The sequence below is a fragment of the Endozoicomonas sp. ALD068 genome, assembly GCF_049310145.1.
Lineage (GTDB): Bacteria > Pseudomonadota > Gammaproteobacteria > Pseudomonadales > Endozoicomonadaceae > Endozoicomonas_A.
Map to the genome: position 1 here is coordinate 6,351,089 of NZ_JBLYNU010000004.1, position 26,973 is coordinate 6,378,061.

Here is a 26,973-nt window from a genome sequence, read left to right on the forward strand (position 1 = left end):
TTTCAGGAGGTGAAATTCAGTTATAGACAAGGATACAAAGAATGACAAACGCTCGATTTAAACGTCGGGAGAATAGAGACCATCGCATCTGCCACGGTTGCGGCTCTCTATTTAAATGGAACTTATGTTTAATCTGAAGGTCAGAATATAAAACAACTTCAACTTGGTTCTTCAGATAGCAGTAGGGAGATTGACTATGGATGGTCAGATTAATGGAGGTACAAAAAAACACGCTCTGGATCCTAACCTTCTTGATCATGGCGGGCATGGCGTGGCAGCCAAGATAGCAAAGCTGGATTTATTATCAGAACAAGAGAAGACTGTAAGAAGCTGCTCTGAAGTAAGGTCCAAACTAAACAGATCGCCATCTTTGGAGACGGTGCCTGACAATGTCAGAACCGTTTCTTCAACGGATTCCTCGCTGCCAAAGGCGACTCATTCCTTCGATTTTCGTTTTGTCGCCAGTGATGATGAAGTTCGGCAGCTTTTGACTGCCAGAACCTGTAATGAAGATGTTACTGTTATTTCCCACCCCGATGACCTCTCACAGGCTAACCTGGTGAGTCGGCTGAGCATTTCCGAAGAGGGTCGTCATACTTTGCGCTCGGGCAAGCTGTTTGAAGGTTCACAGCCATTCACTCTGGTGATGGATATCCGCAAGCTCACCAGCGAAGAACTGCCCAAATTCAACGATTTACTGGACCCGGATAACCCCTGTCTGTATGACAAAATCAACCGGAAAAAACGCCCCCTTGGCGGGCATGTTTCTCTGTTGGTCCTGGCAGACCCTGCACAGTTGGCATCCATTGGTCAGCGTGATGACGCGCCCGCAGCCAGCGCTCCCGGTGCCGATTTCTGGCGGCGAATTAATCGGCCGGGAAATACCTGGCAGTTCAACGCACAGACTGACAATGACCCATCGATGGAGATCGACAAGGTACCTCCGTTATTGGCTGAACTCCCCTCTGCCGAAAGTGCTATGGACGACGACAATACCGTTCTTATTGACTGCCACTTGCACAACAACTGGCGACAGTTGCTGCTGGGCGGCCCCGGAGTGGATAAACAGGGGCGAATTCAGCACCTGCCCGGCAGGCTTGAGCTATTGAAGGCCGGACAACGGGTGATTCTGAAAGGGGCCGACTGGCAAGATCTGGCCTTTGAACAGACCATTCGGCAGATGCTGGCGCAACAGTGTTTCGAGAGCAACGGGAAGATTTGTCCGTTACCCGACGATGTTCAGTTTTATCAGATGCCGGTGGGGAAGGGCGAGCTTCATTCACTGTTCCATAGCCTGTCCCACTCTCTTGCCAAAGAAGGTGTAATAGAAGGTAACAATAAAGACTCTGCTCAACGAATCCCGATCATTATTAACGAGAGTAATATCAGTGAATGGCTGAGCCCGATTGCCATTGCCCCGGAAGGCTATGCAGTCCCTGAAAACTGTCTGTTAGAACAGATTCGGGCAGGTGGTGCAGTCACGGTAACCTCTCCCCTCACTGAGATTCTCTGGTTTCGTTTGCTGGGTTCACTGCAGACTATTCGCGAGACCACTGGTCTGGAGCCCGGACTTGAGGTGGCTTATTCAAGACGACAGCCGGAAGCTCTGGGCCTGACAGAAACCGATGACTATCCTCTGTCCAAACTTCAGGAAAAAATGAGCAAGCACCTGGCCTTTCGTGCTGTCACTTATCAACAACCTGTTCAGGCAAGTTATTGGATTAATAAGCAGCAAGCCCCTCTGGTCATTCAGGTCAATGAACAGACCCGCTTCAGCCAGCTCTTTGATAATATCCATATCACCTCGGAACAAAAGGCTCATTTTGGCAGAAGTCAGAGTAAACTGCAGGAGGCATTAATCGCTGGCAGGCCGGTGGTATTGAGAGGGCTGGAAACTAATCCAACGCTTCAGCAGCTTCTGGAACCCCTGGTTGTCGGGCAACCTCTGTTGGTGAATGGCCAATTGCAGGCCTACCCAAAAGCTCATATCACCCTGCTTTGGCCCAAGGCTGCAAGAAGCCCATCTTCACTGGTTAATTCAATGGTTGCCATGGGTAATCGGTGTCGCCGGGTCGATCTCTGGGATATTAATGCCCACAAACATGATATTCCCCGGACTGAGCTGCCAGAACAGGCGCTTGATGAACTTTACGAAGCCTTTAAAACCGTACCTGCCGACCTTTGTAACCCTCTGCCTGAAATGACCGAAGGATTGTTGCACAACCTGATAATGGCCGCCCGGCGAGCACAGCAGGTTGACCATTCCCCACAGCTTTTACCCCGCCATTGGCGCAAGGCCATCAATAGCCTTATCACCCATGGTACCCGGCAGAATCCTTCAGTGCGTGACTTTATGAAAGTGGTCTGTTGGCACTTGTTACCGGATAAGACGCCGAATGCCCATGAGAAGCCGGATGAGAATCAGACCGCCTCGGTAGACCCTGATCGGTTAAATGACATCATCACCAGTGCTCCACGGTTGGATAGAGCCTTTGTGGAGCAGAACATCTGGCCACTGGCCAGAGCTTTTGACCCGGGAGTACTTAATGAAGAATTAAAACTGCGCTACGTAAGTCCATTGCCATCGAGGGATGAAGAAAAAGAAGAAGTTCTCGGCAGGCTCTGTGCCATGATTGTGGCCCATGCTCCTGAACAACAACGGCAGGCAATGGCACAAGAGTTGGCAGTCGATCCGGAGTCAACAAAGCATTATCAATCCTTAGCCATCAGGCCATCGAGACAGATTAAACGTTTGCAGGATGTACTGGCTTCTGGCTGGCAGTTACCTTTGCCGTCAGGGCAGACCCGATCCGATGCCATTCAATCTCTGGCCACCGATTGTTTTCATATTGTCAGAACAGCCAATTCTGACGCAGCAGGCATTGAGCTCATAGAAAATCGACTTTCTGAATCACTGAAATGGACGGATTCCGCTGATACCTCCTTGTCAGCACTGGCCCGGGATCTTTATCACGGCGAGATAAGTCAGAAAGATCGTGAAAGTCGTCGATTATCTCGACTCCACGACCGGCTTACAGATTCTCCTGTTATCTTCCTGCAGGGAGAAACCGGCACCGGCAAAAGTTACTTTTCTGCCAAAATGGCAAAAGCTTCAGGACAGGCTGCGGTCATTTCCCTTGGACCTTCCGACAGCGAACAAACCCTGATGAAACGCTGGCAGTGGCAAGAGCACACCGATGGTGATCGCTCCATGACACTGCAAAACCGGGCGCTGATGGAATGGGCCAACACTCCGTCCGGGAAGGATGGACACTATGTCACTCTGGTTCTGGATGAAGCCAACCTGGCCAAAGCCGGATTGCTGGCATCATTGAACGGCTTATGGGAACCGGAGCCCTGCATTTACGTGAATGGTCACCCTGTCAGGGTCGGCCCAAAACACCGGGTTATTCTCACCGGCAACCCGGATCATTACGCCGGGCGTCAAATGGACCCGGCCCTGAAAGAGAAACTGCCCACAGCTTACTTCCCTCGCCTGGATAAGGCATTCCTTCGCGACAGAGTGGTGGAACCGGCTTTGGTCAAGCATTTACAACGGCATCTGCCGGAGCAGCAAATAAACGACATTGCACACAGTGCCACCCAAAGTGTGATGGCACTTTGGCAATATTATCAGGAACTCTTGCCCGACCATGAGTTTACCCCCAGGGATTTAACCGATATCTGCAGTTGGGTGGGCTGGTATCTGGATCGAGCCCTGCCCGCTCGCGGCAGTGTGACCTGTGGGCAAATAAACAGTTTGATACAACATAGTTTTCGGGATGTACTGGGGCCGGAAATCACCGAAACTTATCAGGATGCCCTGTCAGCAGTGGAAATCTGGTTTGCTGCCCGTTACCAACCGGAGAACACCCTGAGCGACAGAGTTCATGAACACACTCTGCAGGAAATGCAGCAGACCTTCAGTACAGTCAGCGAAAAAATCCGACCAGACTTTGATACCTCCGGATCGGCAGTTCGTGAGCTGGCGCAACGGCTTGGACAGGATTTAAACCGCTGTCAGCAGGCTTATCATCTCAATAGAAAACACGGCGGTCGTCAGGCGACACTGATTGAAGGTCCGTCCGGACGGGGCAAGGATGCCACGCTGAACCTGGTGATTGAAAGTGTCAGACAGGAGGCTAAGCGAAAGGGAAAGTCCATGCCAGAAGTCTTTTACCTGAATGCCTGTGATTGTTCCTGGGACAAACTGTGCGAAAAGATCCAGACGGCAAAAATAAAAGGCGGCATCGTGGTGATTTCGGAGATGAACCTGATCGACAGCCAGCATCTGGAAGGAGAGTTAAACGATATTCTGGCCGGTGACGCCCATCCGGGTTTCCACCTGTTTGCCACCATCAACCCGCCTGAGTACAGCGGGCGAAAACCCTTATCACCGGCGCTGAAAGGACGTTTTCGGCATTTGCCCATCCGGCAGTACAAACCGGCAGAATTACAGACCATTACCGAAAAAGTGTTGCCAGAGTCCTCAGAAGGGACATTCGTCGCTAAAAAGCTGACAGAAAAACATTGTCGTTTAAGGGCTTACCTGCAACAGAAAAACCTGCCGTTGCAGCCGACCAGTCTTGATCTACAGAATGTCGCCATAGCCGTTAACAGAGGGGGTGATTTTAGCGATAAAGCACTCCATCAATGCCTCAATCAGTACTACCGGCTTTACCTGATGGCCGCCAAACTATCGCTGGAGGAACTGCCAAAATCATCGGCTCCTGCCATGGGTAAAGGATCGCTTGATCCTGAGCTGAGCGAATGGTTCTACCAAACGGTATCAGGCATTGATCGTCCATGGTTGATAGGGCGCAGTGATCGTAGCGCTATTGATGAAAAACACCATGAAATTCGTATTAACGCTCATCTCGATAAAGAGGAAGCCAAAACGGAAATCATCAAGGAAGTGGCTCAGGCCAGATGGCAGGCATCCGGTCTTTCCCTGAAGCCGGATGAGTCGGACGATATTCTCACCCGGGCACTGTACCGATACTGGCAGCAATGCTGGTTTAAGCATGAGTTTGTCCAGACGGGCGTGGACGCCAACAGTCTGTTTCCGATGACGGAAGAAGAGGAACAAACGCTGAAAATGCCGGATTCCCAACCTTGTCTTCGGGAGGCTGATCAGCGGATAAACACATGGACATCCAATGCCGTTCAATTATGGCCTGAGTTTTGGCATCAGATAATTGATCTGCCAGACTATTGCATTGGCAATGATAACGCGCCTGAAAAATACGATCCTGAAGTCTTCGAGAAACAAGCTCCGGCATTGGACCGGAGAACGAACTATGAGGTTCTGACGACACCAGATCCTGAGGATCATATAGCTTTTGATACGGATAAGAATATTTCCCATATGTATCGGTGTTCGGCACTGGATGTTTACGTAACTTCTGAGGGTAATATCAAACTGATCGATCTTAAGGATATACACATCAGGGGGGTCGAAACCCTCATGCCTGAACGCTTACCCGGGCCTGACCAGACACTGATATTAGCCAGCAATCAAACGCTGGGAACCCGGGAGTTGTCATCGGACAATGGTCAATATGCATTGCCCAGCCTGACGCCCAACGATTATATCGTGGCCCTGCGTATGGAACCCGATTTGCCATTTACTCTGGTCAGGGACCAATATACCGGGCTTCACACACTGTCTGTTCCTGAGGCCAAAGTCGGCCAGAGTATCAGAGTGGTTTATGTTGTGGAACCGAGAGAGCCGGGCAAAGCCACGCGCGCCAGACAAACCAGACCTGCAACAGATTTGGACACCCACTGTTCAGAAGGCATGAAAACAGTACTGGACAGGGTGTTTACGACCACTGACCAACAGCGTCGAGCCAAAGAACGGGAGCCTTTGCAGACCATAAAAGACGCCAAAGACACTGAGCAACGAATCGAGGCGATCAGGAAGTATTGCCGACAGTTTTCCGGTAAGGCAAAGCCAAAGCGCACGGAAAATTTCTTTGAATTTCTCGTAACACGACAACAGGGTAACTGTCGTCACCGTGCTCCTGCTTTTGTTGCATTATGCCGTTATTTCGGGATTCCATGCCGACAAGTCGCAAGCTTTGTCCACTGCTTTGCTGAGTATTCCGGGGATGGTGGACAAACCTGGAAGTCAGTGGATTTAGGTGGGGAGCCCGGAGAGACAGTAGAAACGACAACTGAGTTCCAGACCACCACAAAGATCAATGATTCCAGCAATAAATCAAAGAGAATTAAAGCTCTCCTGAAGGATTTCCTGAAAGGGGCTGATTTAGCACGACAACAAACTCTGGCTAAAGCCTGTGACATGAGTTTGGAGGAACTGAACAAAGCCCTTGAGACAAACAGTGTATTCACGAAAGTCAATCTAAGTATTTCCAAAATAGTCAGCAACCTTTGGGAGGAAAGCAATTTAACCAGTTTTTCCGTGGGCGTCTCATTGCTGATGTCCCTTGAGACAAAAGAATTAGGCTGGGACGAGATTGTATTGACTGGTACTAAGGAAGGCGAAGATGGGAATACCTACAGCCCAATGTCGGAGGCGGTAAGAAAAATATTGTCCAAGAGTGATGAAGATAAAATCACTGAACAGCTTAAGTTACTTTATTCAAAAATGATTGTTCAGGCTGGAGCAAGCCCTCGCCAGTGGCTGAGTTCAATAATTATAATACTGATGGACAGTGACTTAACTAAACCTTCGGTTATTCACTTTGCCAGTGAAGCCTTGAAACTGGGTTGGTTGGATCCACTGACGGCCTCTGGCTCCTATGGGGTCACTATCAATGCCTATAAATTTCATCAGCTATTGGTGAGCCTGGAAGCTGTCGATGAACTGAAGGTTAAAGCTGCCCATTGTCTGAAAAACTGGTACAAGGCCTATTTGTCCAGGGAGAAAAATAGCTATTCATGGCTGTCAGTCCCTGAGTACTTCCAAAAGAAATTAACCAGGACTACGTTGGTCACACACGAACATGATGGGTTTTCGCCATTCCTTAAAGGTGAAATAGCCTGCCTATCTTTACAAAGCTTCTGGTCGGACGAACCTGAGGGCATTCCGGATATAGAGCGAATGCTGGTGCACCATCCTGCGTTCAGGAAATCAAGCTCGGGCAAGGCAAACCACCGACCCGTGATTATCCTGGGGCAACCTTCCTGGGACAGCACGGTGATTAAGGAAAAAGCCGAGGCTCTGTTTCAACGAAAAGTTGAGAACAGCCCGGATCTTAAGCTGTTACTGGAAAAAACCAAACTGAAGTCCTTCAAGGTGTCATTGAAAGATCAAAGGCGTTTAGATAATTTAAGAAACAAATACCAGCAAGCGATTCAGCAGGCCTTCTGTCATTACCTGTATGGAGTGACGCACTCGAAGGGCGGTAGCTTATTGTATTGTTGGGCCGAGGCTCAAATGCAGGAGTCCCTGAGTCAAGATTTCTATGGCGCTCATGAGCCATCCTCAGCAAAAGAGCTGTTTGACATGATGCGTTATATTAATAGCTCTTTATCCTTTCAGAATTCTATTAAGGATGCTTATTTAAAGCAGGCACAAGACAGCAGTAACGCTCTGGTGCTCAAATCCAGTGAGTTGACAAAAATTGCCGAAGAGTTTTTGAGTACCGTGAATTTGAATACGATTTATGAGGCATTGGATACCTGATAACGACCATCCGGAAAACCTGAATCAGCTACTGAATTTCATAAACTTCAGCGACTCAGACAAGGCTTCCCAAAGCAAACTTTATTTTTCTTCTTTCTATTGCTTGCTTCAGGTCGACGGTGAACTTTATACAGGTATTATTGTCTAAAAAACTAGAGGTACTTTATTTATGCGTTAGCGATTAAATCATGGATGAGCATTAGTAGGATAGGGGGTGTCAAAATGTTAAATTCCAATTTTGGTGACTCAAAGCTCCAAATCCCGACGACGAATTCAAACCAGGATACCTGGTCTGGCAGTCCAACCAATCAGTCTGAAAGTGAATCCAAAAGACATTTTGATCCTGGTGGCGTTCCGGCCATCGAAATGCCTTTAGCCAAGCGTCTCTGTCGTTTGTCTGTTCCAGATCAGGTTGGCACACTCCGGGAACAACTTGGGGGCAAGGGAATGTTTTTGCAGCGGATGAAGGACGCCGGTCTGAATGTTCCACCATTTAAATGTGTGACAACCCAGGTTGTGAATGCGCTTGAACAACAGCCTCTGAATCCCCGTTCTTTAGCCCGTTATCTTCCCGATATCGCCTATGAGCCGGGTGCTCAGGCCAGTCTGGCGCACATCAGGGAATACCTTGATACTTTGTCATCTTCAGACGCCAAAAGAACCGGGGTGCTGAAGGGGCTGGCGGAATTTATTGCCGGCGATGACTTTTACCAGCAGATTAAAGAGTCTGAAGCGGCCCAACAAATCAGGGATCTACGTCATCAGTTGGACAAACCCTCTCTATCAACACCGGTTATCGTCCGCAGTTCTGGCATCAACGAAGATAATTACGGCGATGCCCAGGCGGGCAAGTACCTCTCTATAGTTCAGGAAGAAGACGATGTTTTGCGAACCTGTCTCAAGGTCATGGCTTCAGGTTACCACCCTGAAGTCTGTCCCGCAGGCGTACCACAACCCATGGCACTGATCATCCAGGAGTGTATTGACTGTCAATACGGCGGGGTCATCATGAGCTTTAAATCTTTTCGGGATGGTACCATCGGGGTTGAGTTCACCCGCGGTCAACCCAGAGGTGTGGTTGCAGGGCAGTCGGGTAATACGCCTCACCGCATCGATATTTCTGACGAGGAAGGCCCTGACAGCTATCAATATTTTCCCGGTACGATCTCAAGTCATTTTGTCCTGCGCAAAAGCACTAACGGCTATTCAGAAACAAGAATTGAAAATGCAGACACCCATAAAGACGACGTTAGTCATATAGTTAATGATAAAATGGTTGCAGATATCAGGACGATGCTGACAACACTGGAAAGCTTACTGCTCTGCCCTGTGGATGCGGAGTTCGCCATCAATCCTGAGGGTGACCTGTTCCTGTTGCAGGTGCGTCCTGTTACCCAACTCTCTGGCGATATGGACTTTGCCATGCCCATGCCCAAAAAGACCATTGCTATTGGTGCGGGTGTCAGCGAAGGCTTTTGCACCGGATCACTTTGGCTGGCCAGACGACCAGAGGCAGACTCTATGCCGGATGGAGCCATTGTCGTAGCTGACCACGTTGAAGACTGGATGCTTGAGCCTGAGTTCCTGAAACGGGTTGGCGGTTTTGTCATTGCCAAAGGAGGATTCAATGATCATGTGGCGATCCTTATGAAACAGGAGCAAAAAACTTTGATGCTGGCCGGTGATCAGTTTGAAGCGCTGTCTGTTCAGGCTGGCCAACAGGCGACACTGGTCTGCGCTTGCTTTAATGATGAGCCTGGTGCCTTTATTGTTGCCGGTGATCTTAGCGGAAAACTGGCCAGTTGCAGAAAGCTGTCCTCAGCTGTTCCTGATGTGTCGTTAGCCAAAGCCATCCCCTCACTGGATGATTTATCCTTTCCTGAAGGCACATTCCTTGAGGTTGCCAGCGGTTTCAAATGGCTCACGGATCAAAATGCCCGCCTGCTGGCATTATTTGCCCCCGGTGCCGGACTGAATGGTCTGGCCAACCCGGTAAAACTGAGCATGTCACCACAACGATCCAGAATACTGGCAGAGACTGAAGACAGCGTAAATCGGCTGGTTTATGGGGCCGAAGCCCTGTTGCAGGGTTACCAGGCCTTCTTACAGCTGGCGGGTGAGAAAGGTTCACCCGAGGTTCAGTTATTGCGGGATGAATTGCCGCAACTGACCAGCCGGTTCGAGACGTTGCAAAAGACCATCAAATCAAGGCTGGAGCGTATCATTCTGCTCATGCAAGCTGCTGAAAAAGGGCGACCATCCCCGGCTAACTTTCGTCAATGGCTGGCCGATTGCCATAAGCTACAATCCGATCTTCAAGCGCTCAACCCCGGGCAAGCTGAGCAGGTCCGAAGTGTCCATGAGCTGATTTTTGCCCTGCATCAGCGCTTTGTAAACGCACTGGCACCGGTCACTCTGGCTTCGGGCCAGGGCAGGATATCTAAGGAAAAGAAAATCACCTATGTCGATTGCACGACCTCGGGTGGCTCGGTAGAAAAAGCGCCACTACTGAGGCCGTCCGACAAAGTATTCATCGAAGAAGCAGGGAAATCAGGGACTGTCGTCAGTACGGATGATGCCTTGATTGTTAACCTGAAACTTGGAGTTCATATGAGCGTTATCGAGCTACTTGAACAGGCAGATGGGGGGAAAGGACGAACCCTGCGGCTGAAATTATCTGACGAGTTTAATAACCCTGATGAAGGATTTAAATCCGGTAAGTTAAAGCGTATGTGGTTTCTGGCACAGTTTCTAAAAGCGATCGAACTGGATGAAAACTCTGACCCCATGAAGATAAGTTGCAACGCCGCAGCGGGTGAAATAACCATTGAATGCCCCCAAATGAAATCACGTAAAACCATGCAGAATGCCTTTGAACAACTGCTCATTGTGATAAATGGTATGTTTGGTCTGGATACACGCCTTGAGGAGATAGCCATTTTTGGAAGAGATCAGTGGGACTTTAATGTACTTGCACAACATCTTAATTGCGATGTCACGACAGAAGCTGATAGATTCGCCTTTCAACACAGCCTTTTCTCAATCTTTTATATTCACTCTCTTCGTAGTATTCCTCCTTGCTACAAGTTATTAAGCAACCACCAACAGTTTATTCATCATGCTCATCGGTTGGGAGTGTGTCATTTTTTAATATCCTTCAAGAAAGAATCGAAGGGTAATTTTCGGGAAATGTTTATGAGTGATGAGATGAGTGAGGATATCCGCAGGGAAATCTTACAGCATCTTGTGTTGTTAGATCCCAAAAGGGCTACACGATTGTATGAGGATGTCTACCCCGATTTAAAAGATAAATACTTTGTTATCACTCCAACACACGACTACAGGCCAGACTTTGTTGTTCAACCCGTTGAGCCCTATAGGGAGCATAATGAACAATTCGCGCAAACCCTGCTGAAGCATGGGCTGAAATATGCGAGCAAACGGGCTCGGAGCGATTACTCTTACCTGGGGATTCGTGACCGTTCCCTCGAAAAACGCATCATGACCAAACCGTTATCAGGTAGCCATTGACTCATAAATCGAATCCAAATTCACGGTACTCAAAAACTCTCCGGCAATTTTTGTCATCTCGTCGTTTCTGAGAACCAGAGCATTGCTGGCATTATGTGTCTGTCGTAAGTAAGCATCCTCAATAAGTTCCTGACACTCGCGAGGGTTAGCAATATGCAACATCATGGCATACAACTCTACCGGTGAGGATGGGTCATAAGTGCCACATTCTTTACTCATAAAAGCACCTGCCCAGCAATAGCTTAAGCAACCGCCTTTCGAGTGTGTCACTTCATAAAGGTAATGACAGAAGGCCTGCTGAATTGCTTGTTTGCATTGCTTTTTTAACTTCTCCAAGGGCGTTTCTGCTTCCAATACCAGAGGGTAGGACTTTGATTTGAGCATTTCCAATACCGGCTTCCAGTTAGGGCTGCCATTAACTTTTCGCTGATACAGGGCTTCGGCTTTTTCTTCAATCACTGTCTTGTTCCAGGCAGGCTGCCCCATGAGAATCACCGGACGATGGTTCGCCCTGCCCGAGGTTAACTGCGGAAATGCGGGCCGTTGCTCCAGTATTCGTTCTATATTCGGAATGCCCTCAGGTTGGTCTGTCCAGGCGTCTTCTATAGATGGATTGGCAATTTCACCTTCAAGAGATGACGAGCGCCCATCATGACAATGAGTGACGAAAAAGGCATTCTTTTTTTCCTCATGGATGGTGGCATTAACATTGCACGTCCGATTATCTTTTCCCCTGGAGAAGAATGTCTTATACCACTTTTTCAGGCAATGGCTGGCGTCAACCTTCAGTTCATCGACGTTGACCAGACGCACCAGTAGCTCATGATGTTGAAGCGGCATGATACTACCGTTCTGATTGTTGGACACGGGATCCAACCAACCTGATAGCAGAGCTTCACGGGCAAAGCGAATAAACGAAGGCTTGGCCAAGTCAGTGTTCACAATATCCACCATTGAACGCAACCACTCGTAAGGGTATTCTCCGTTCTTTTTAACCATTTTTGAATGAAGTAGCCTGAGCGGTTCAGTGACCTGAACTTCATCACTGTCGGACAATATTTGAATGACTGCCTCCGACATTGGTCTATAATCAGGCTTGCCGAAATCAAACACTCTACCGATCAGTCGATCCCTAGGATAGTTAAATGCTTCTGTCTTCAGCGACTGTAACAGCGAGACACCCAGGGAAAAACCGGCAAAACTTTTTTCTACCCAAAGCCTCTTTACTATTTCGATAATAAATCGATCGACTTGTGTAATAAATGGTAATAAACCGCCTTTCTCAACGGCTTTCTTCAGTTGCTCAAGGCTCATGTTAAAGGCTCTGGCCAGAGCTTGAATTTGTTCTGAATCAGCCTCTTCCAGAAGGTCCTGAAGATGCTTTGATGCAGCGTTCAAATCACAGAACTTCCCGGAATCAGGTGTAATTTCTGTCACCTCCCCGGGCGCTCCGCCCAAATCGGAATCAGGTGTAATTTCTGTCACCTCCAAGGGCGCTCCGCCCAAATCTACTGACTCCCAGGTTTGGCCTCCATCCAGGGAATACTCGGGGAAGCAGTGAACATTGCTATCAATTTGCCGACAGGGAATCCCGAAGTAACGGCAAAAAGCAATAAAAACAGGCACCCGATGACGACAGCTACCTTGTCGCTTGGTTACGAGAAATTCAAAGAAATTCTTACCAGGCTCTGGTATAGCCTTACCGGAGAACTGTTCGCAATATTCCGTGATTGCGTTAATTCGTTGCCTGGTGTCTTCAGGGCTTGCTATTGTCTGCAAAAGTGCCTGTATTTTGGGTGGATGTTCGCCAGTGTTATTAAAGTTATTAAGCAGTTCTTTCATTACGGACTTGATACTTTCTGTACAATCGACGTCAAAATGTATTGATCGTTCTGTTCGGGTTGCTTCAGTACCCGTTTTTTTGCCCGGCTTTGCGGGTTCTACGACATAAGTACATTGAAAACTCTGGAAGGCTTCGGCCTGAGGAATAAACAGTGTATGAAGCCCGGTGTATTTGTCCCTGATCAGTTTATGCGGCAAATAGGGCTCTATACGCAGGGCCACGATAGAGTCACTGGCCGTCAGGCTGGGTAAGGGATATTGGCCGTTCTGTGATGATATCTTAAGGGTCGCCAGCGTTTGATCTCTGGTTAATCTCACTTCATGGTCATTACCTGATAACCGCTCAGGTTTGAGGGTTTCGAATCCCAGAAGGTGTTTACCATCAAGATTGATCTGTTTGATTTCACCTCTGGCAGTGACACGAATATCTAATGCCTGCCAGCGATACATCGTAGGGGGATGCTGCGAATCAAAAACTTTAAATAGTGAAGCCTTTGGCGTCTTCTGATCCTCATAGTTCGTTCTTTGGTCCAGTGCCGGAGCTTCTTCCTCCTTAACTTCCGGGTCATACGGTTCAGGAGCGTCATTACCGCTAATAGCTGATGCTTCGTTAATAAATTCGTTTACCAAGTGATCTGGCAGAGCGCTGATCTGATGCCAGAATCCAGGCCAGCATTGAATGTCGTGAGCGTTCCATGCCTGTATCTGCTTATCAGCCTCTTCAAGATAAGGATGGTAAGCCGACGTTTTCAGCGCCTGTGCCTGTTCTTTGGTCAGGGGGAATACACTATTAGCGTCCACTTCCGTAAGGCTAAAATTATGTGCGAACCAGCATCGCTGCCAGTGTCTGTAAAGAGCCTGTGTGAGAATATCGTCCGACTGATCCGGCTTCAGGGTAAGACCGGATGCTTGCCACCTGACCTGGGCCAGCCTCTTGATGATTTCCGTTTTGGCTTCCTCTTTATCCAGACGAGTGTTAAAACGAATTTCGCGGCGTTTTTCATCAAGACTGTTGCGATGACTGCCTCGTATCAACCATGGGCGATTAATACCGGATACCGTTTGGTAGAACCATTCGCTCATTTCAGGGTCAAGCGCCTCTTTATTCATGGCAATAGCCGATGACTTTGGCAGTTCCTCCAGCGATAGTTTGGCGGCCATCAGATAAAGCCGGTAGTGCTGATTGAGGCATTGATGAACGGCTTTTTCGCTAAAATCGCCACCTCTTTTGATAGCCCTGGCAACATTCTGTAAATCAAGGCTGGTGGGCTGCAACGGCAGTTTTTTGCGTTGCAGGTGAGCCCTTAAAAGACAATGTTTTTCTGTTAGCTTTTTAGCGGCCAATTTCCCTTCTGAGGACACTGGCAACACTTTTTCGGCAATGGCCTTTAATTCGACTGGGTTATACTGCCGGATCGGCAAATGTCGAAAACGCCCTTTCAGCGCCGGTGATAAAGGTTTTCGCCCGCTACACTCAGGCGGGTTGATGGTGGCAAACAGGTGGAAGCCGGGATGGGCGTCACCGGCCAGAATATTGTTCAATTCACCTTCCAGGTGCTGGCTGTCGATCAGATTCATTTCAGAAATCACCACTATACCGCCATCCAGTTTTGCCTTCTGGATCACTTCACACACTTTGTCCCAGGAACAATCACAGGCATTCAGGTAAAAGACTTCCGGCATAGATTCTCCCCGTCGCTTAGTCTCCTGTCTGACACTTTCAATCACCAGGTTCAGCGTGGCATCCTTACCCCGTCCTGCGGGGCCTTCAATCAGTGTCGCCTGACGACCGCCGTGTTGTATCTTGCGATGATTAGCCTGCCGGCAGCGGCTTAAATCCTGCCCAAGCCGTTGCGCCAGTTCACGGACTGCCGATCCGGAGGTATCAAAGTCTGGTCGGATTTTTTCGGCGACTGCTCTGAAGGTCTGTTGCATATCCCGCAGGGTGTGTTCATGAACTCTGTCGCTCAGGGTGTTCTCCGGTTGGTAACGGGCAGCAAACCAGATTTCCAGTGCCGACAGGGCCTCCTGATGCGTTTCGGTGATTTCCGGCCCCAGTACATCCCGAAAACTTTGTAGTATCAGACTGTTTATTTGCTCACAGGTCACACTGCCGCGAGCGGGCAGGGCACGATCCAGATACCAGCCCACCCAACTGCAGATATCGGTTAAATCCCTGGGGGTAAACTCATGCTCGGGCAACAGCTCCTGATAATGTTGCCAGAGTGCCATCACACTCTTGCTGGCACTGTGTGCAATGTCGTTTATTTGATGCTCCAGCAGATGCTCTTGTAAATGCTTGACCAGAGCCGGTTCCACCACCCTGTCCCGAAGGAAAGCCTGACCCAGGCGTGGGTAGTAAGCTCTGGGCAGTTTCTCTTTTAGAGCTGGGTCCATTCGGCGCCCGGCGTAATGATCGGGGTTGCCGGTGAGAATCACCCGGTGTTTTGGGCTGACTTTGACAGGATGACCATTCACGTAAATGCAGGGTTGTGGTTCCCACAAGCCGTTTAATGATGCCAGTAATCCGGTTTTGGCCAGGTTGGCCTCATCCAGAACCAGAGTGACATAGTGTCCATCCTCGTAGGATGGAGTGTTGGCCCATTCCATCAATGCCCGGTTTTGCTGCACCATAGAGCGGTCGCCATCGGCGTCTTGTCGCCACTGCCAGCGTTTCATCAGGGTCTGTTCGCTGTCGGAAGGTCCAAGGGAAATGACTGAAGCCTGTCCCGAAGCCCTGGCCATTTTGGCAGAAAAGTAGCTTTTCCCGGTGCCGGTTTCTCCCTGCAGGAATAGGACGGGAGAGTCCGAAAATCGGTCGTGGAGTCGGGACAGTCGACGATTTTCACGATCTTTCTGGCTTATCTCGCCGTGATAAAGATCCCGGGCCAGCGCTGACAAAGGCCTATCAGCAGAACCCTGCCATTTCAGCGATTCAGACAGTCGATGTTCTATGCGTTCAATGCCTTCTGCTTCAGAATTCGCCGTTCTGGCCCTGTGAAAACAATCGTAGGCCAGCGCGTAAACGGCATCGGATCGGGTCTGTCCAGGCGGATGGGTTAATTGCCAGCCAGAAGCCAGTGCATCTTGCAAACGTTTAATTTGTCTGGCTGGCCTGATGGCTAACGATTGTCGGGACTCTGCTTGCGCAGGATCGACTTTTAACTGATACGCCAATGCATCTTGTTTTTTTCCGGGTGCATAGGCCACGATCAAGGCACAGAGCCTGTCGAGAGTTTCTTTTTCATCCTGCCATGAAAATGGTCTTTCATAGGACCGTTGTAATTTTTCATTAAATACAACCGGGTCAAAGGCTCTGGCCAGTGACCACAGGTTCTGTTCAACAAAGGCTCTGTCTAACGGCAGGGCAGTGTTGATGATGGCATTTAAGCGATCCAGGTCTACCGAGGCGGTTTGATTCTCATCTGGCAATAGCTGCTGACAAGCCACTTTCATAAAATCACGCACGGACGGATGCTGCCGGGTACCATGGGTGATAATGCTGTTAATGGCCTTGCGCCAGTGACAGGGCAGGATCTGCAGGGACTGGTCAACCTGCTGTGCCCGCCGGGCAGCCAGTATCAGGTTATTCAATAACCCTTCGGTTACTTCAGGCAGAGGGTTACACAGGTGGGAAGGTGCGGTTTTAAAGGCTTCGTAAAGTTCATTAAGTGCTTGTTCAGGCAGCTCAGCCCGGGAGATTTCATGCTTGACGGCATTGATATCCCAAAGATCGACTTCGGGACACGGCTTGCCAGTGGCAACCATCGAACGAAATACTGAAGACCGGCTTTTTGCAGACTCAGGCCAGAGCAGTGTGACACGAGCTTTTGGGTAGTCCTGTAATTGACCATTCACCAGCAGTGGCTGCCCTGCAACCAGAGGTTCCAGAAGCTGCTGAAGGGTTGGGTTGCTTTCCAGCCCCCGCAATACCACCGGCTTGCCAGCGGTCAATGCTTCCTGCAACCCACTCGGACGTTGTCCAAAATGGGCCTTTTGTTCCGAGGTGATATGGATATTATCAAATAGCTGGCTGAAGCTGGTCTGTTCATTGACCTGTATGACCAGAGGAGCTTGCGGGAGATCATTGATCCAATGATTTGCCTGGGCAGATTGTTGATAAGTGGCGGTATCAAAGGCAGCGCGATTTCCGACTTTTTCCAGTGGGGTGGGCAGAGGGTATTTATCGTTTTCTATTAAACCCAGGGCTTTTGGTTGTCCTTTTGCGTGGGCCACCTGAAGCCGGGGTTCAAGGCCGGTCGTCTCGCGAATAGTCTGTAATGAACCCAGCAAACGAAACCAGAGTGCTTCAGTGAGAGGAGACGTTACGGTGACCACACCTCCCGCCTGAACCTGTTCCAGCAGACGGGTGTTAGGAACTGCGTAGCCTTCCGTGGTGATGGCAATCGGGTTTAGCCATTGAACAATATTACTCTCGTTGATGATGATCGGGTTTGCTGGTGCCTGCTCTTTATCAACTTCTTTTTCAGGAGAACGGGACAGACTTTGGAACAGTGAATGAAGCTCATTATTTCCCAGCGGCATCTGATAAAACTGAACATCGTCGGGTAACGGACAGACTTTCCCATTGCTCTCAAAGCACTGTTGCGCCAGCATCTGCCGAACGGTCTGTTCAAAGGCCAGATTTTGCCAGTCGGCTCCTTTCAGAATCACCCGCTGTCCGGCCCTTAATGACCCAAGCCTGCCGGGAAGATGCTGGATTCGCCCCTGTTTATCCACTCCGGGGCCACCCAGCAACAACTGTCGCCAGTTACTGTGCAAGTGACAGTCAATAATAAGAATATTGTCGTCGTCCATAGCATTTTCGGCGCCGGGAATTTCTTCCAATAGTGGAGGAATTTCGTCGATGTTCATTGATGGGTCATTGCCGTTCTGCGCGTCAAACTGCCAGGTATTTTCCGGTCGATTAATTCGCCGCCAGAAATCAGCTCCCGGCGCCCTGTTGTGCTGGCCAGCCGCTGCCAACTGCCCAGGATCTGCCACCACCAGCAGAGAAACATGTTGGCCCAGAGAGCGTTTCTCCTGACTGACTTTGTCGTACAGACAGGGGTTATTCGGGTCCAGTAAATCGTTAAATTTGGGCAGTTCTTCGGCGGTGAGCTTTCGGATATCCAGCACCAGAGTTATGGGCTGCGAACCCTCAAACAGCTTGCCTGAACGCAGAGTCTGACGACCATCGTCGGCAATGCTCAACCGGCTCACCAGGTTAGCCTGTGAGAGGTCATCGGGGTGGGAAATGAGGGTGACATCCCGATGTTCATCGCAGGTTTGGGCAACTAAAAGCTGTCGTACCTCATCATCACGGGTGACAAAACGGAAATCGAAGGTTTGAGGAGGCTTGCAGAGTGAGGAATCCGTTGAGGATACGGTTCTTGCCCGGTCAGGTGACTTAATCTGAGGCGACGATGCATTGAGTTTGGCAATGACTTCAGAGCAGATTGTTACAGCATTCGGCAGTAATTCCAGTTTTGGTTTCTTGAAGGGGGTGGCGGTATCAGACGCGCTACTATCAAGAATCGATTTGTTTATTTCTTTGATTTGACCATCCATAATAAGGCTCCCTTCCCGATGTCCTTTGAAGGACTGCATTTAAGGCGTTTAATAACTTAGATCTTAAAATGGGATGAAAGTTCCATTTTAACTGTCACCTCTCTTCAGGGGTGTTCAGGCTGTTGTTCGGCTGCACTGAATCAGGTGCTCAGTTAATGTTTCCATTCCCGCGAAGGAGGTCGTCATTCTCGCGAATGACGGGAGTGCATGATCTTCCAGAGCGAAAAAACCTCTTGCTCTCTGACATGGTCATGAGTAGGGCGCAAACTGGTGACTTGAAGGGTGCGGCTGCACGGGCTGAAGCAAAATTTTTCAATCCTGCCTTCTGTTTGCAAACGGGTCCTTTCCACCCAGCTCCCGTCTGCCGTCAACCCGAACAGAATCAGGCTTTGTGTACACGTACTGGGAACTAAAGCCAGAAGGCAACCTTCCTGATTGAAATCTGCTTTTACGATGGAAAACCCGATGCGTTGATTGACCCACTCAACGTCGGCGGGTTCACTGAATGGCTGACCGAAAGATTCAGCAAAAGGCTTGCGTTGATAGAGATCAGTGTGGCCAGAAGGATCGTTACAAACAATAGTTTCACCGCTGGGACTGGCTACTACCAGGGCCTCAGCCGGAAAGGTTTGTGTCTCGCCCCAGATTCCCGACGCTGCCTTGCGCCAGATCGTTACACTGCGCCCGCTTCTTCTGATGAATTCACAAGGGTCCACAGAAAAATAAAAATCACCACCGCCACCCTGGGACTCCTCCCGATAAGAGAGTTGCCATTTGTCGTCAGTATCCAATTCCCAGATATTAAAACTTTTTTCGGAGGTGATAATCAGAAGCCGACCATCCTGGCTAAATTCAGGTTTGATAAAGAAATACCGCATTGGCCAGTCACAGTATTCAATGATTCTCTTTTTTTCATGCCACTGCCCTTGCGGATCACAGGCAAAAATGACGACAAAGAAATAGTCCCGTTCAATTGCACCAAGATTGCTATCATCGCCGGCATCCTCAAACCATGTAACAAAATGGCGGTTATCCGGGCTGAATTTCACATCGAGATCAAAGTCAAAGTCGCTCACTGTTTCGCCACTGGGCGTTTTTTTCAGATCATCAGCAGGATCTGTAACAACAATGTCGCCCGTTTGTGACCAGGATTTATCCTCTGCCCGACTCATCAAAGTAATGTATGATCCGTCATAAAGCAGAAGATGATTGTTGTCGGCACTGAACAGCAAATGATGATTTCGGCCTGTGTTAATCTTGCCTCTATTGACCCACTGCCCATCAGCCCCCCGACCGAGAATAGCACCGGCTTCCCCATTGTGAATACAGACCAGTGAACTGGCATCAGGTGACAAGTGCATCTCATTCATGTACTTGTTCTCATCTTGAGGAAAAACATCACCCGTCGTCAGTTGTTGCTCAACCCACGAATCTTTCTTGCGTTCAAAAACAGACAGTAAATGCTCTTTGCCGGTGTATTGGTGGCTAAGGGGTCCCCTTCGCATAAGACCTCGGGGAACGCGATGCAGGACAAATAAAATATGGTCGGCCCATTGATGACCATAACTGACACGGTCATTGTGTTTGATTTCAGCTTCCCTGACCCATTGACCGTCAGGATCCGGAGCCAGAATATCACTGTAGTTCTCCGACTTTCTCTCAATGATAATGGGAATATGATCACGCAGATGATGGTGATAATGAACATCCAGGCTGCCAATGGGTATAAAGGTCAATGCGGCCCCATCAAGAATCTGCTGGCGCAAATGGCTGGCATAACAGGAGTAATAGGCCGGGCCCAGTTGCGCAGGGAAGTGGCGATCAGAAAATATGGGCAATGTTCTGAGATACTCAAGGAGCAAATGACTGGACTGAATGATTGCCCGGCACGAAGACTGCCTTTGCCTGGTCAGGGAGAGAAAGTAATGGACCTCATCCAGGCCGCATGACCTCAGACGATGGCCCATTGTTGGCGATGTTTGCCCAAAATGATTGATATCGTTGATGGATAAATAGCTGGCGATTCTGTTGAACACTTCCACGGGCAAGCTAACCAGTCGGCTATCGGAGCAAGTCGTAGCCGTTGCTGAAACCGTTGCGGATACGGTTCTCGTCTTGTCAGGCATCCTGGCCGGAGTTGGCCATGGACTGAGTTTGGGAATGACATCAGAGACCTCTGTAATGTTTGACGCTACATCCTGATTTGCTCTGTTGGCTGGTGGCTCACTACCTGGAAAGGGAGTGTTTCTTTTCTCATTAATCCGACCATCCATCGTGAACTTCTCTCCTGTCATCTAAAGGACTGCATTGAAATTGTCTGGTTAGGTACTTATGACCTTCAGAAAGGAGAAAAGTTCTATTTGGATGGTTACCCGCAACCAGTGGAAGAAATCGGTAATGGTTGTCAACTCATCGGATTTCAGTACCAGAACATTACTGAACACCGCCAGCGGCAGGGCGTAAACTGGTGACCTGGAGAGTGTGGCTGTACGGGTTTAAACATCAAATTCTGGGGCAGCTTTCTCTTCACATGAATGCCGTGTAGATTGAGAGCATTGAAAATTCATAGGATGTAATAAGAACCTTTGTATTTGATAAGCAGGGGAGTAATTTTCTTTAACAACTTCATATCGGACTGCTGTCAGATACCAGGGGTTCTGTTATCACAGACGCATGAATCACTGCTGGATAGTTGGATTTGAGTGTCCATTAAAACGGAAGAGATTGTTTTTTTTATGCCTATACTAGTGCCTGTCCGAAAATTATCAGGCTCCTGGGGTCAGGCAATTCTGAGCTTTTTTATCTAGAATGGTGCTTTTATCTCTTGGAGCTTAGTTATTTGTAATGAAGAATATCTGCTGCGCCTTTGTTGCTGTCGGCGTTTTTTTGTCAGTTATTAGTCAGGCTGAAGTTCCTTATGCTTCATTATTGGTCTCTGGCAATGGTGTCGATGAAATTCTTTCCTCTTTTTTATCTGACCCTATTCGTTTACCTAAGTCTGGGATTGTTCTGCTGTCTCTGTTAAAGAAGGGAAAAAAAGATTCAATAATCACTTCGCCTTTTTCTGAAGGGGAAGGGTTACAGCCAGATAAAGGAACGGTGTTTACTGGCTATTCATTCGAATTAAACCGTTATGGCGACGAAAACAAGGAGCAATCTAAAACCGACGGTAAATCTCCGCCGCCGCAGCAAGAGCAACAAAGTAAAAAACAAAGTACGAAAGAGCAGGGCATTTCTGGCTCTTCGGGTTCATCAGGCTCTGGTGCAGCGTCAGCATCGGCTTCCGGTAATGATAAGAGTCATGCCAGGCATCTTGAAAAACTGAAAGAAATTCTTAAGGCTGCTGAAAAGTCATTGAAAACAGTAGATCAGAAAAAAAATATTGATGATTTTAATGCAGAATTGGAAAAATTGTATGAGGCAAACCCCGATATTTTGGCAGAAAAAGGAGCTCTGGAAAACAAACAACACCGTGGTAAAGCGATTCTAAGGGTACTTCAACTTTACTTTCCTGGAAAGCTGGAAAGAGGTGAAATGATACATGTTTTACTTGACTATCCAGGGCTTAGGATATTTTCAATACATATAATCAAATTATTTGCCAAAGTTCTGTTACCTCAAATTGAGTTACCCGAAGGTCTGACCGATCACGAGTTTGTTTACAGGCTTGAGGAAGCAGCTAATCTGGATATGAGAAAACTCATGCATGCTTACCTTGGCTCCTATCATTGTCTTCATCAGCTACTTGCATTGTTTATAACCCAGCTGCCATTAATGACAGCAGAAGAAACAAAAAATTATATTTTTCAGGATAAATCAGGTCACGTCAGTGTTGTTTCTATCAGGAGGAATAGCAAAGGGCATTATCGGTTTTTTTTTGTTGATAGTCTAAGGACTTTTAAGCGCTACCCAGAACAAACTTATTCACCCATGTCGCACCTTGTCGGTTTAGTGCTGACACTGGCGATAAAATATCACGGCTTTACTGATTCCCGGTTTTTCTTTCTGCCTGGACGTCAAGTCAATGACTTTGGTTGTGAGTCATTTATGTTGCACGATCTGAAAACATTGTTGGAATCCCCTATGTTGCCTCAAAACGGTTATTATGTGGACAAAGAAGCCCTTAATGAAGACACCATGATGACGTTTTTTTTGCAGATAATGTATTTAGAGGGGGCCGAACAACTGGGGCGATTGGTAGTCAATGGGGAGGCTAAGGACTTTATCAAAGCAGCAGACAAACCTGCCTTTAATGCGCAAGACCTGGACTTCTTTATTGCTACGGCGATCCGAACCTGGAAGGAATCAGGGCTGGAACAAGATTTGGTTAATTTGTATCAGTTGCGCCAGTTTCCTCTGAGGTTTGCACATCTGACCCAGGGACAGAGGAATCTAAAACGGTTGCTGGATGAATTCCCTGAAGAAAGCCAAGAGGAGGTGAATCAGGTGATCGATGAAACTCGGGGTTTGTTAACCGTCAATGATGGAGCCTGCCATAACGTGAACCTGGCTGCTACTCTGCTGTGGATGAAAATGAATATTGATTTGCTGGATATGAACGGCCACGGTCAGGAAAAATAAATCTGTTCGGACGCTATCCCTGCAACTGCTTCAGCAGATGCAGGCGCTGTTGGTGAAACGGGACCAGAAGCTCGCCGCCCTTGAACACCAGCTGGCCTGGTTTAAACAACAGCTGTCTGGTGAAAATCTGAAAAGCGCCTGATCGAGAACCCTGACCAGTTGTCACCAGGAGCCTGACCGAGATAAGCAAGCACTAGTGCAGCTAAGCTCTGATATCCATACACCCCTCGTTCCCACGCAACAGAGGGTGTCGCAAAACCCGTTCCCCTCCCGTCATTTCCGGCCTCACTCCCGTCATTCCCGCGAAGGCGGGAATCCACACAGACTCATCACCAGAACCATACTGCCCGGTGTCCCCCTGGCCTTTTCATCCGCGAGAAAGCAGAGACCCGCTGTTGGCGCTGGATTCCCGCCTTCGCGGGAATGACGACCTCAGAGTATCGGAACGAGTGGCCTGTATGGATATCAAGGCTTGGCTGCACTAGCTATTGGAAGACTGAAAGATACACTTGCCCTAATAGCTTCAATGAACAATCATACTGGTTATATTTTCCCAGTTTTGATTGTTCCTATGGGAGAAGATAAAGGTCGAATCCAAGATGCAGTAGATAGTTGCTATGAAAGTCATTCTGGATTGAAAATTACTGTTTCTCGTCCAATTAATTATGATCCTGAGAATTTCGAAAAAGCCCTTACTTAATGGCAAGTTCGTTTGGGAGTATCCCGGTTGTGAGTACATAAAGGGCATCCTGAGTACATAAAGGACATCCTGCAGGAAGCTGTCAATAGCATATAGGAGCGCACCAATGAGCAACAATAGCAAATTTGTAGACGAGGCTCTCTCAGATATAGATGATTTAGTTGATAATAATGAGAGCGTCATTAAAATAAAATTGACTGAGCAGCAGATAGAAATGGCAAAAAAATTACAAGCTGCTTTGCATTTTTCAAAACATGTGTTTTTTAATACTCTTGCCAACTATGGGGCATACTCTTGTTCCAAAGATGACTTTGATGAAACCGAATTTCCATCATCAATGGAAGGAGTAGAAATCGACTTTAATGTGTCAACTGAATCAGAAACTGAATTGGAAAAACATCCAGAATATATGAATGAACTTATAACTGTTTTCGGCTTAATCAAAATGAGCCAAAGTTTGTTATGATTACTCTCAACAAGGCTCAAGCAATTAATTTAGCTGACTCAATCGTTTCATTAGATAGTAGAGGCAAACAAGAAATTGGTCGTAGGTTTGCCTACCGGCTGGGGTTCACACCTGGCCCTCTTGGGCCTGATGATGGCATAGATGGTGAGTTTTTACATAATGGATTATTTTGCCATTTTCAATCTAAAATGAGTCGCACACCCTTAGATAAAGATGAAGCAAGGAAATACTACTCAGATATAAAAGCTCATAAAGCAGAATGGAGTATCATGTTATCTGGTATTGGTTTCAAAGATACTTTTTATTCCAGGTTAGATATGCACGATGACTTGCAAAGGGAGAAGATATACCTTCTTAACTTTGGTAGATGTTTTTACTAAAAGTGAATTATTTTTACAAGCAGCTAATAATATCCCGCCTCTATTCAATATCACTTCCATTGATTGGAGTAACTATTAAAGAGAAGCCGAAAGCCATTGCATTGGGTCTGATCTGCCAGAGCGAAAAAACTTCTTGCGCTCTAACACCGCCAGAAGCAGGGCGTAAACTGGTGACCTGGAGATTGCGGCTGCAGGGGCTGAAACAAAATTTCTTAATCCTGCCTTCTGTCGGCAAACGGGCTCTTTCCAGCCAGCTCCCGTCTGCCGTCAATCCGAACAGAATCAGGCTGTGCTCAGCTGTTTTAGGAACCACAGCCAGAAGGCAACCTTCCTGGTTGAAACCTGCTTTCATGATAGAAAAACCGATGCGTTGATTGACCCATTCAACGGCGGCGGGTTCAACGAATGGCTGACCGAAAGATTCAGCAAAAGGCTGACGTTGATAGAGATCAGTATGTCCGGCAGGATCGTTACAAACAATGGTTTCACCGCTGGGACTGGCTATTACCAGGGATTCAGCCGGAAATGTTTGTGTCTTGCCCCAGATTCCGGACGCTGCCTTGCGCCAGATTGCTACGCCGTGCCTGCTTTTTCTGATGAATTCACAAGGGTCCACAGAAAAATAAATCTTACCGCCGCCACACCGGGGCTTCTCCCGTTCAGATCGCTGCCATTTGTCGTCAGTCAATTCCCAGATATCAATACTGTTCTCGGTGGTGATAATCAGAAGACGACCATCGGGGCTAAATTCAGGTTTAAGATCGAAATACCGGGTTGGATGATGACAGAATTCAATGATTCTCTGTTTTTCACGCCACTGCCCTTGCGGGTCACAGGCAAAAATGACGACAAAGAAATAATCCCGCTCAATATCAAACTCACCGGAGTCTTCATCGGCATCTTCAAACCATACGACAAAATGACGGTTATCCGGACTGAATACCACATCAAAATCAATCTCAAAGTTGCTCAATTTTTCGCCACTGGGCGTTTGTTTCAGATTATCAGCAGGATCTGTAACAAAAATGTCACCCGTTTGTGACCAGGATCCATCCTCTGCCCGACTCATCAACGTCATGTATGAGCCACTATAAATCACAAGATGATTGCTGTCGGCACTGAATAGCTGGTAACGATTACGGTGTGCATTAATGTTGCCTTTATTGACCCACCGCCCATCGGCATCCTGACCGAGAATAGCAACGGTGTGCCCCCATTTGGTACAGACCAGTGACCTGGCATCAGGTGACAGTAGCATTTTAGAGATGCGCTTATTCTTACATTCAGGAAAAACCTCATCCGATGTCAGTTGTTGCTCAACCCAGGAATCGTTGTTGCATTCATAAACAGACAGAAAGTGCTCTTTGCCACTGTATTTTTGGCTAAGAGGTTCCGTTCGCTCAGGGGCTGGTGTAACGGGTTGCGGGACAAATAAAATATAGTCGGCCTGCTGACCGCCATAACTGACCAGTTTTTCGTGTTTGATCTCAGCTTTCCTGACCCAGTGACCATCAGGGTCCGGAGCCAGAATATCACTGAAGTTCTGCGCCTTTTCCTCAATGATAATGGGAATATAATCACGCAGATGATGACGATATTTATGAACATTTAAACTGCCACCAGGTATAAGAGTCAATGCGACCCCATCAAGAATCTGCTGGCGCAAATGGCTGGCATAACAGGCGTAAAAGGCCGGGCCCAGTTGTGCAGGGAAGCGGCGATCAGAAAATATAGGCAATGTTCTGAGATACTCAAGGAGCAAATGACTGGACTGAATGATTGCCCGGCACTGAGTCTGCCTTTGCCTGGTCAGGGAGAGGAAGTGATGGACCTCTTCCAGACCGCATGACCTCAGGCGATCGCCCATTGTCGGCGATGTTTGCCCGAAATGATTGATATCTTCGATGGCTAAATAGCTGGCGATTTTCTCGAGCACTTCCAGAGGCAAGCTGGCCCACTGGCGGTCGAAACAAGTCATAGCCGTTGCTGAATCCGCTGCGGATACGGTTCTCGTCTTGTCCGGCATCCTGACTGGAGTTGACGATGGACTGAGTTTGGGAATGGCATCAGAGACCTCTGCAATGTTTGACGGTGCATCTTGCTTTGCTCTGTTGGCTGGTGGCTCAGTGTCTGGAAAGGGAGTGTTGCTTTTCTCATTAATCCGGCCATCCATCGTAAACTTCTCTCCTGTCATCTAAAGGACTGCATTGAAATTGTCTGGTGGTATGACCTTCAGAAAGGAGAAAAG

Annotated in this window: 10 protein-coding genes; 7 read left to right on the plus strand and 3 right to left on the minus strand. The window is 48.2% G+C overall.

The window, feature by feature from the left end; genetic code table 11:
• Positions 1 to 196 precede the first annotated feature (196 nt).
• Both ACO6V5_RS23195 and ACO6V5_RS23200 read left to right on the plus strand, forming a co-directional pair.
• Positions 197 to 7,654 (plus strand): AAA family ATPase, encoded by a 7,458-nt coding sequence (locus tag ACO6V5_RS23195; RefSeq protein WP_422411014.1) that lies wholly within the window; start codon positions 197 to 199, stop codon positions 7,652 to 7,654.
• Between the two features lie 222 nt (positions 7,655 to 7,876).
• Positions 7,877 to 11,185, plus strand: a complete 3,309-nt coding sequence (locus ACO6V5_RS23200; RefSeq protein ID WP_422411016.1) for a PEP/pyruvate-binding domain-containing protein — start codon at positions 7,877 to 7,879, stop codon at positions 11,183 to 11,185.
• Here the strand turns inward: ACO6V5_RS23200 and ACO6V5_RS23205 are convergent.
• Entirely contained in the window at positions 11,171 to 18,598 is a 7,428-nt protein-coding gene (locus ACO6V5_RS23205) for an AAA family ATPase (RefSeq protein WP_422411018.1), read from the minus strand. The genes ACO6V5_RS23200 and ACO6V5_RS23205 overlap by 15 nt on opposite strands.
• A gap of 182 nt (positions 18,599 to 18,780) precedes the next feature.
• Positions 18,781 to 20,871 carry a hypothetical protein gene (locus ACO6V5_RS23210; protein ID WP_422411020.1) on the minus strand — a complete coding sequence of 697 codons (2,091 nt, stop codon included), beginning with the start codon at positions 20,869 to 20,871 and terminating at the stop codon, positions 18,781 to 18,783.
• Between the two features lie 571 nt (positions 20,872 to 21,442).
• Between ACO6V5_RS23210 and ACO6V5_RS23215 the strand changes: the two genes are divergently transcribed.
• From ACO6V5_RS23215 to ACO6V5_RS23235, 5 genes are all read left to right on the plus strand, one after another.
• Positions 21,443 to 23,179, plus strand: a complete 1,737-nt coding sequence (locus ACO6V5_RS23215) for a hypothetical protein (RefSeq protein WP_422135379.1) — start codon at positions 21,443 to 21,445, stop codon at positions 23,177 to 23,179.
• A gap of 350 nt (positions 23,180 to 23,529) precedes the next feature.
• Positions 23,530 to 23,664 carry a hypothetical protein gene (locus ACO6V5_RS23220; RefSeq protein WP_422135378.1) on the plus strand — a complete coding sequence of 45 codons (135 nt, stop codon included), beginning with the start codon at positions 23,530 to 23,532 and terminating at the stop codon, positions 23,662 to 23,664.
• The gene (locus ACO6V5_RS23225) at positions 23,652 to 23,879 is read left to right on the plus strand and encodes a hypothetical protein (RefSeq protein ID WP_422135377.1); all 228 of its coding nucleotides are present in this window, start codon (positions 23,652 to 23,654) and stop codon (positions 23,877 to 23,879) included. Before ACO6V5_RS23220 ends, ACO6V5_RS23225 begins: the two co-directional genes overlap by 13 nt.
• A gap of 106 nt (positions 23,880 to 23,985) precedes the next feature.
• A complete protein-coding gene (locus ACO6V5_RS23230; protein WP_422135376.1) occupies positions 23,986 to 24,345 on the plus strand; it encodes a hypothetical protein in 360 nt (119 codons plus the stop codon).
• Positions 24,342 to 24,725 carry a hypothetical protein gene (locus tag ACO6V5_RS23235; RefSeq protein ID WP_422135375.1) on the plus strand — a complete coding sequence of 128 codons (384 nt, stop codon included), beginning with the start codon at positions 24,342 to 24,344 and terminating at the stop codon, positions 24,723 to 24,725. Before ACO6V5_RS23230 ends, ACO6V5_RS23235 begins: the two co-directional genes overlap by 4 nt.
• Positions 24,726 to 24,765: 40 nt before the next feature.
• Here ACO6V5_RS23235 and ACO6V5_RS23240 read toward each other — a convergent pair whose 3' ends face one another.
• Positions 24,766 to 26,898, minus strand: a complete 2,133-nt coding sequence (locus tag ACO6V5_RS23240) for a hypothetical protein (protein WP_422135374.1) — start codon at positions 26,896 to 26,898, stop codon at positions 24,766 to 24,768.
• Positions 26,899 to 26,973: the final 75 nt, after the last annotated feature.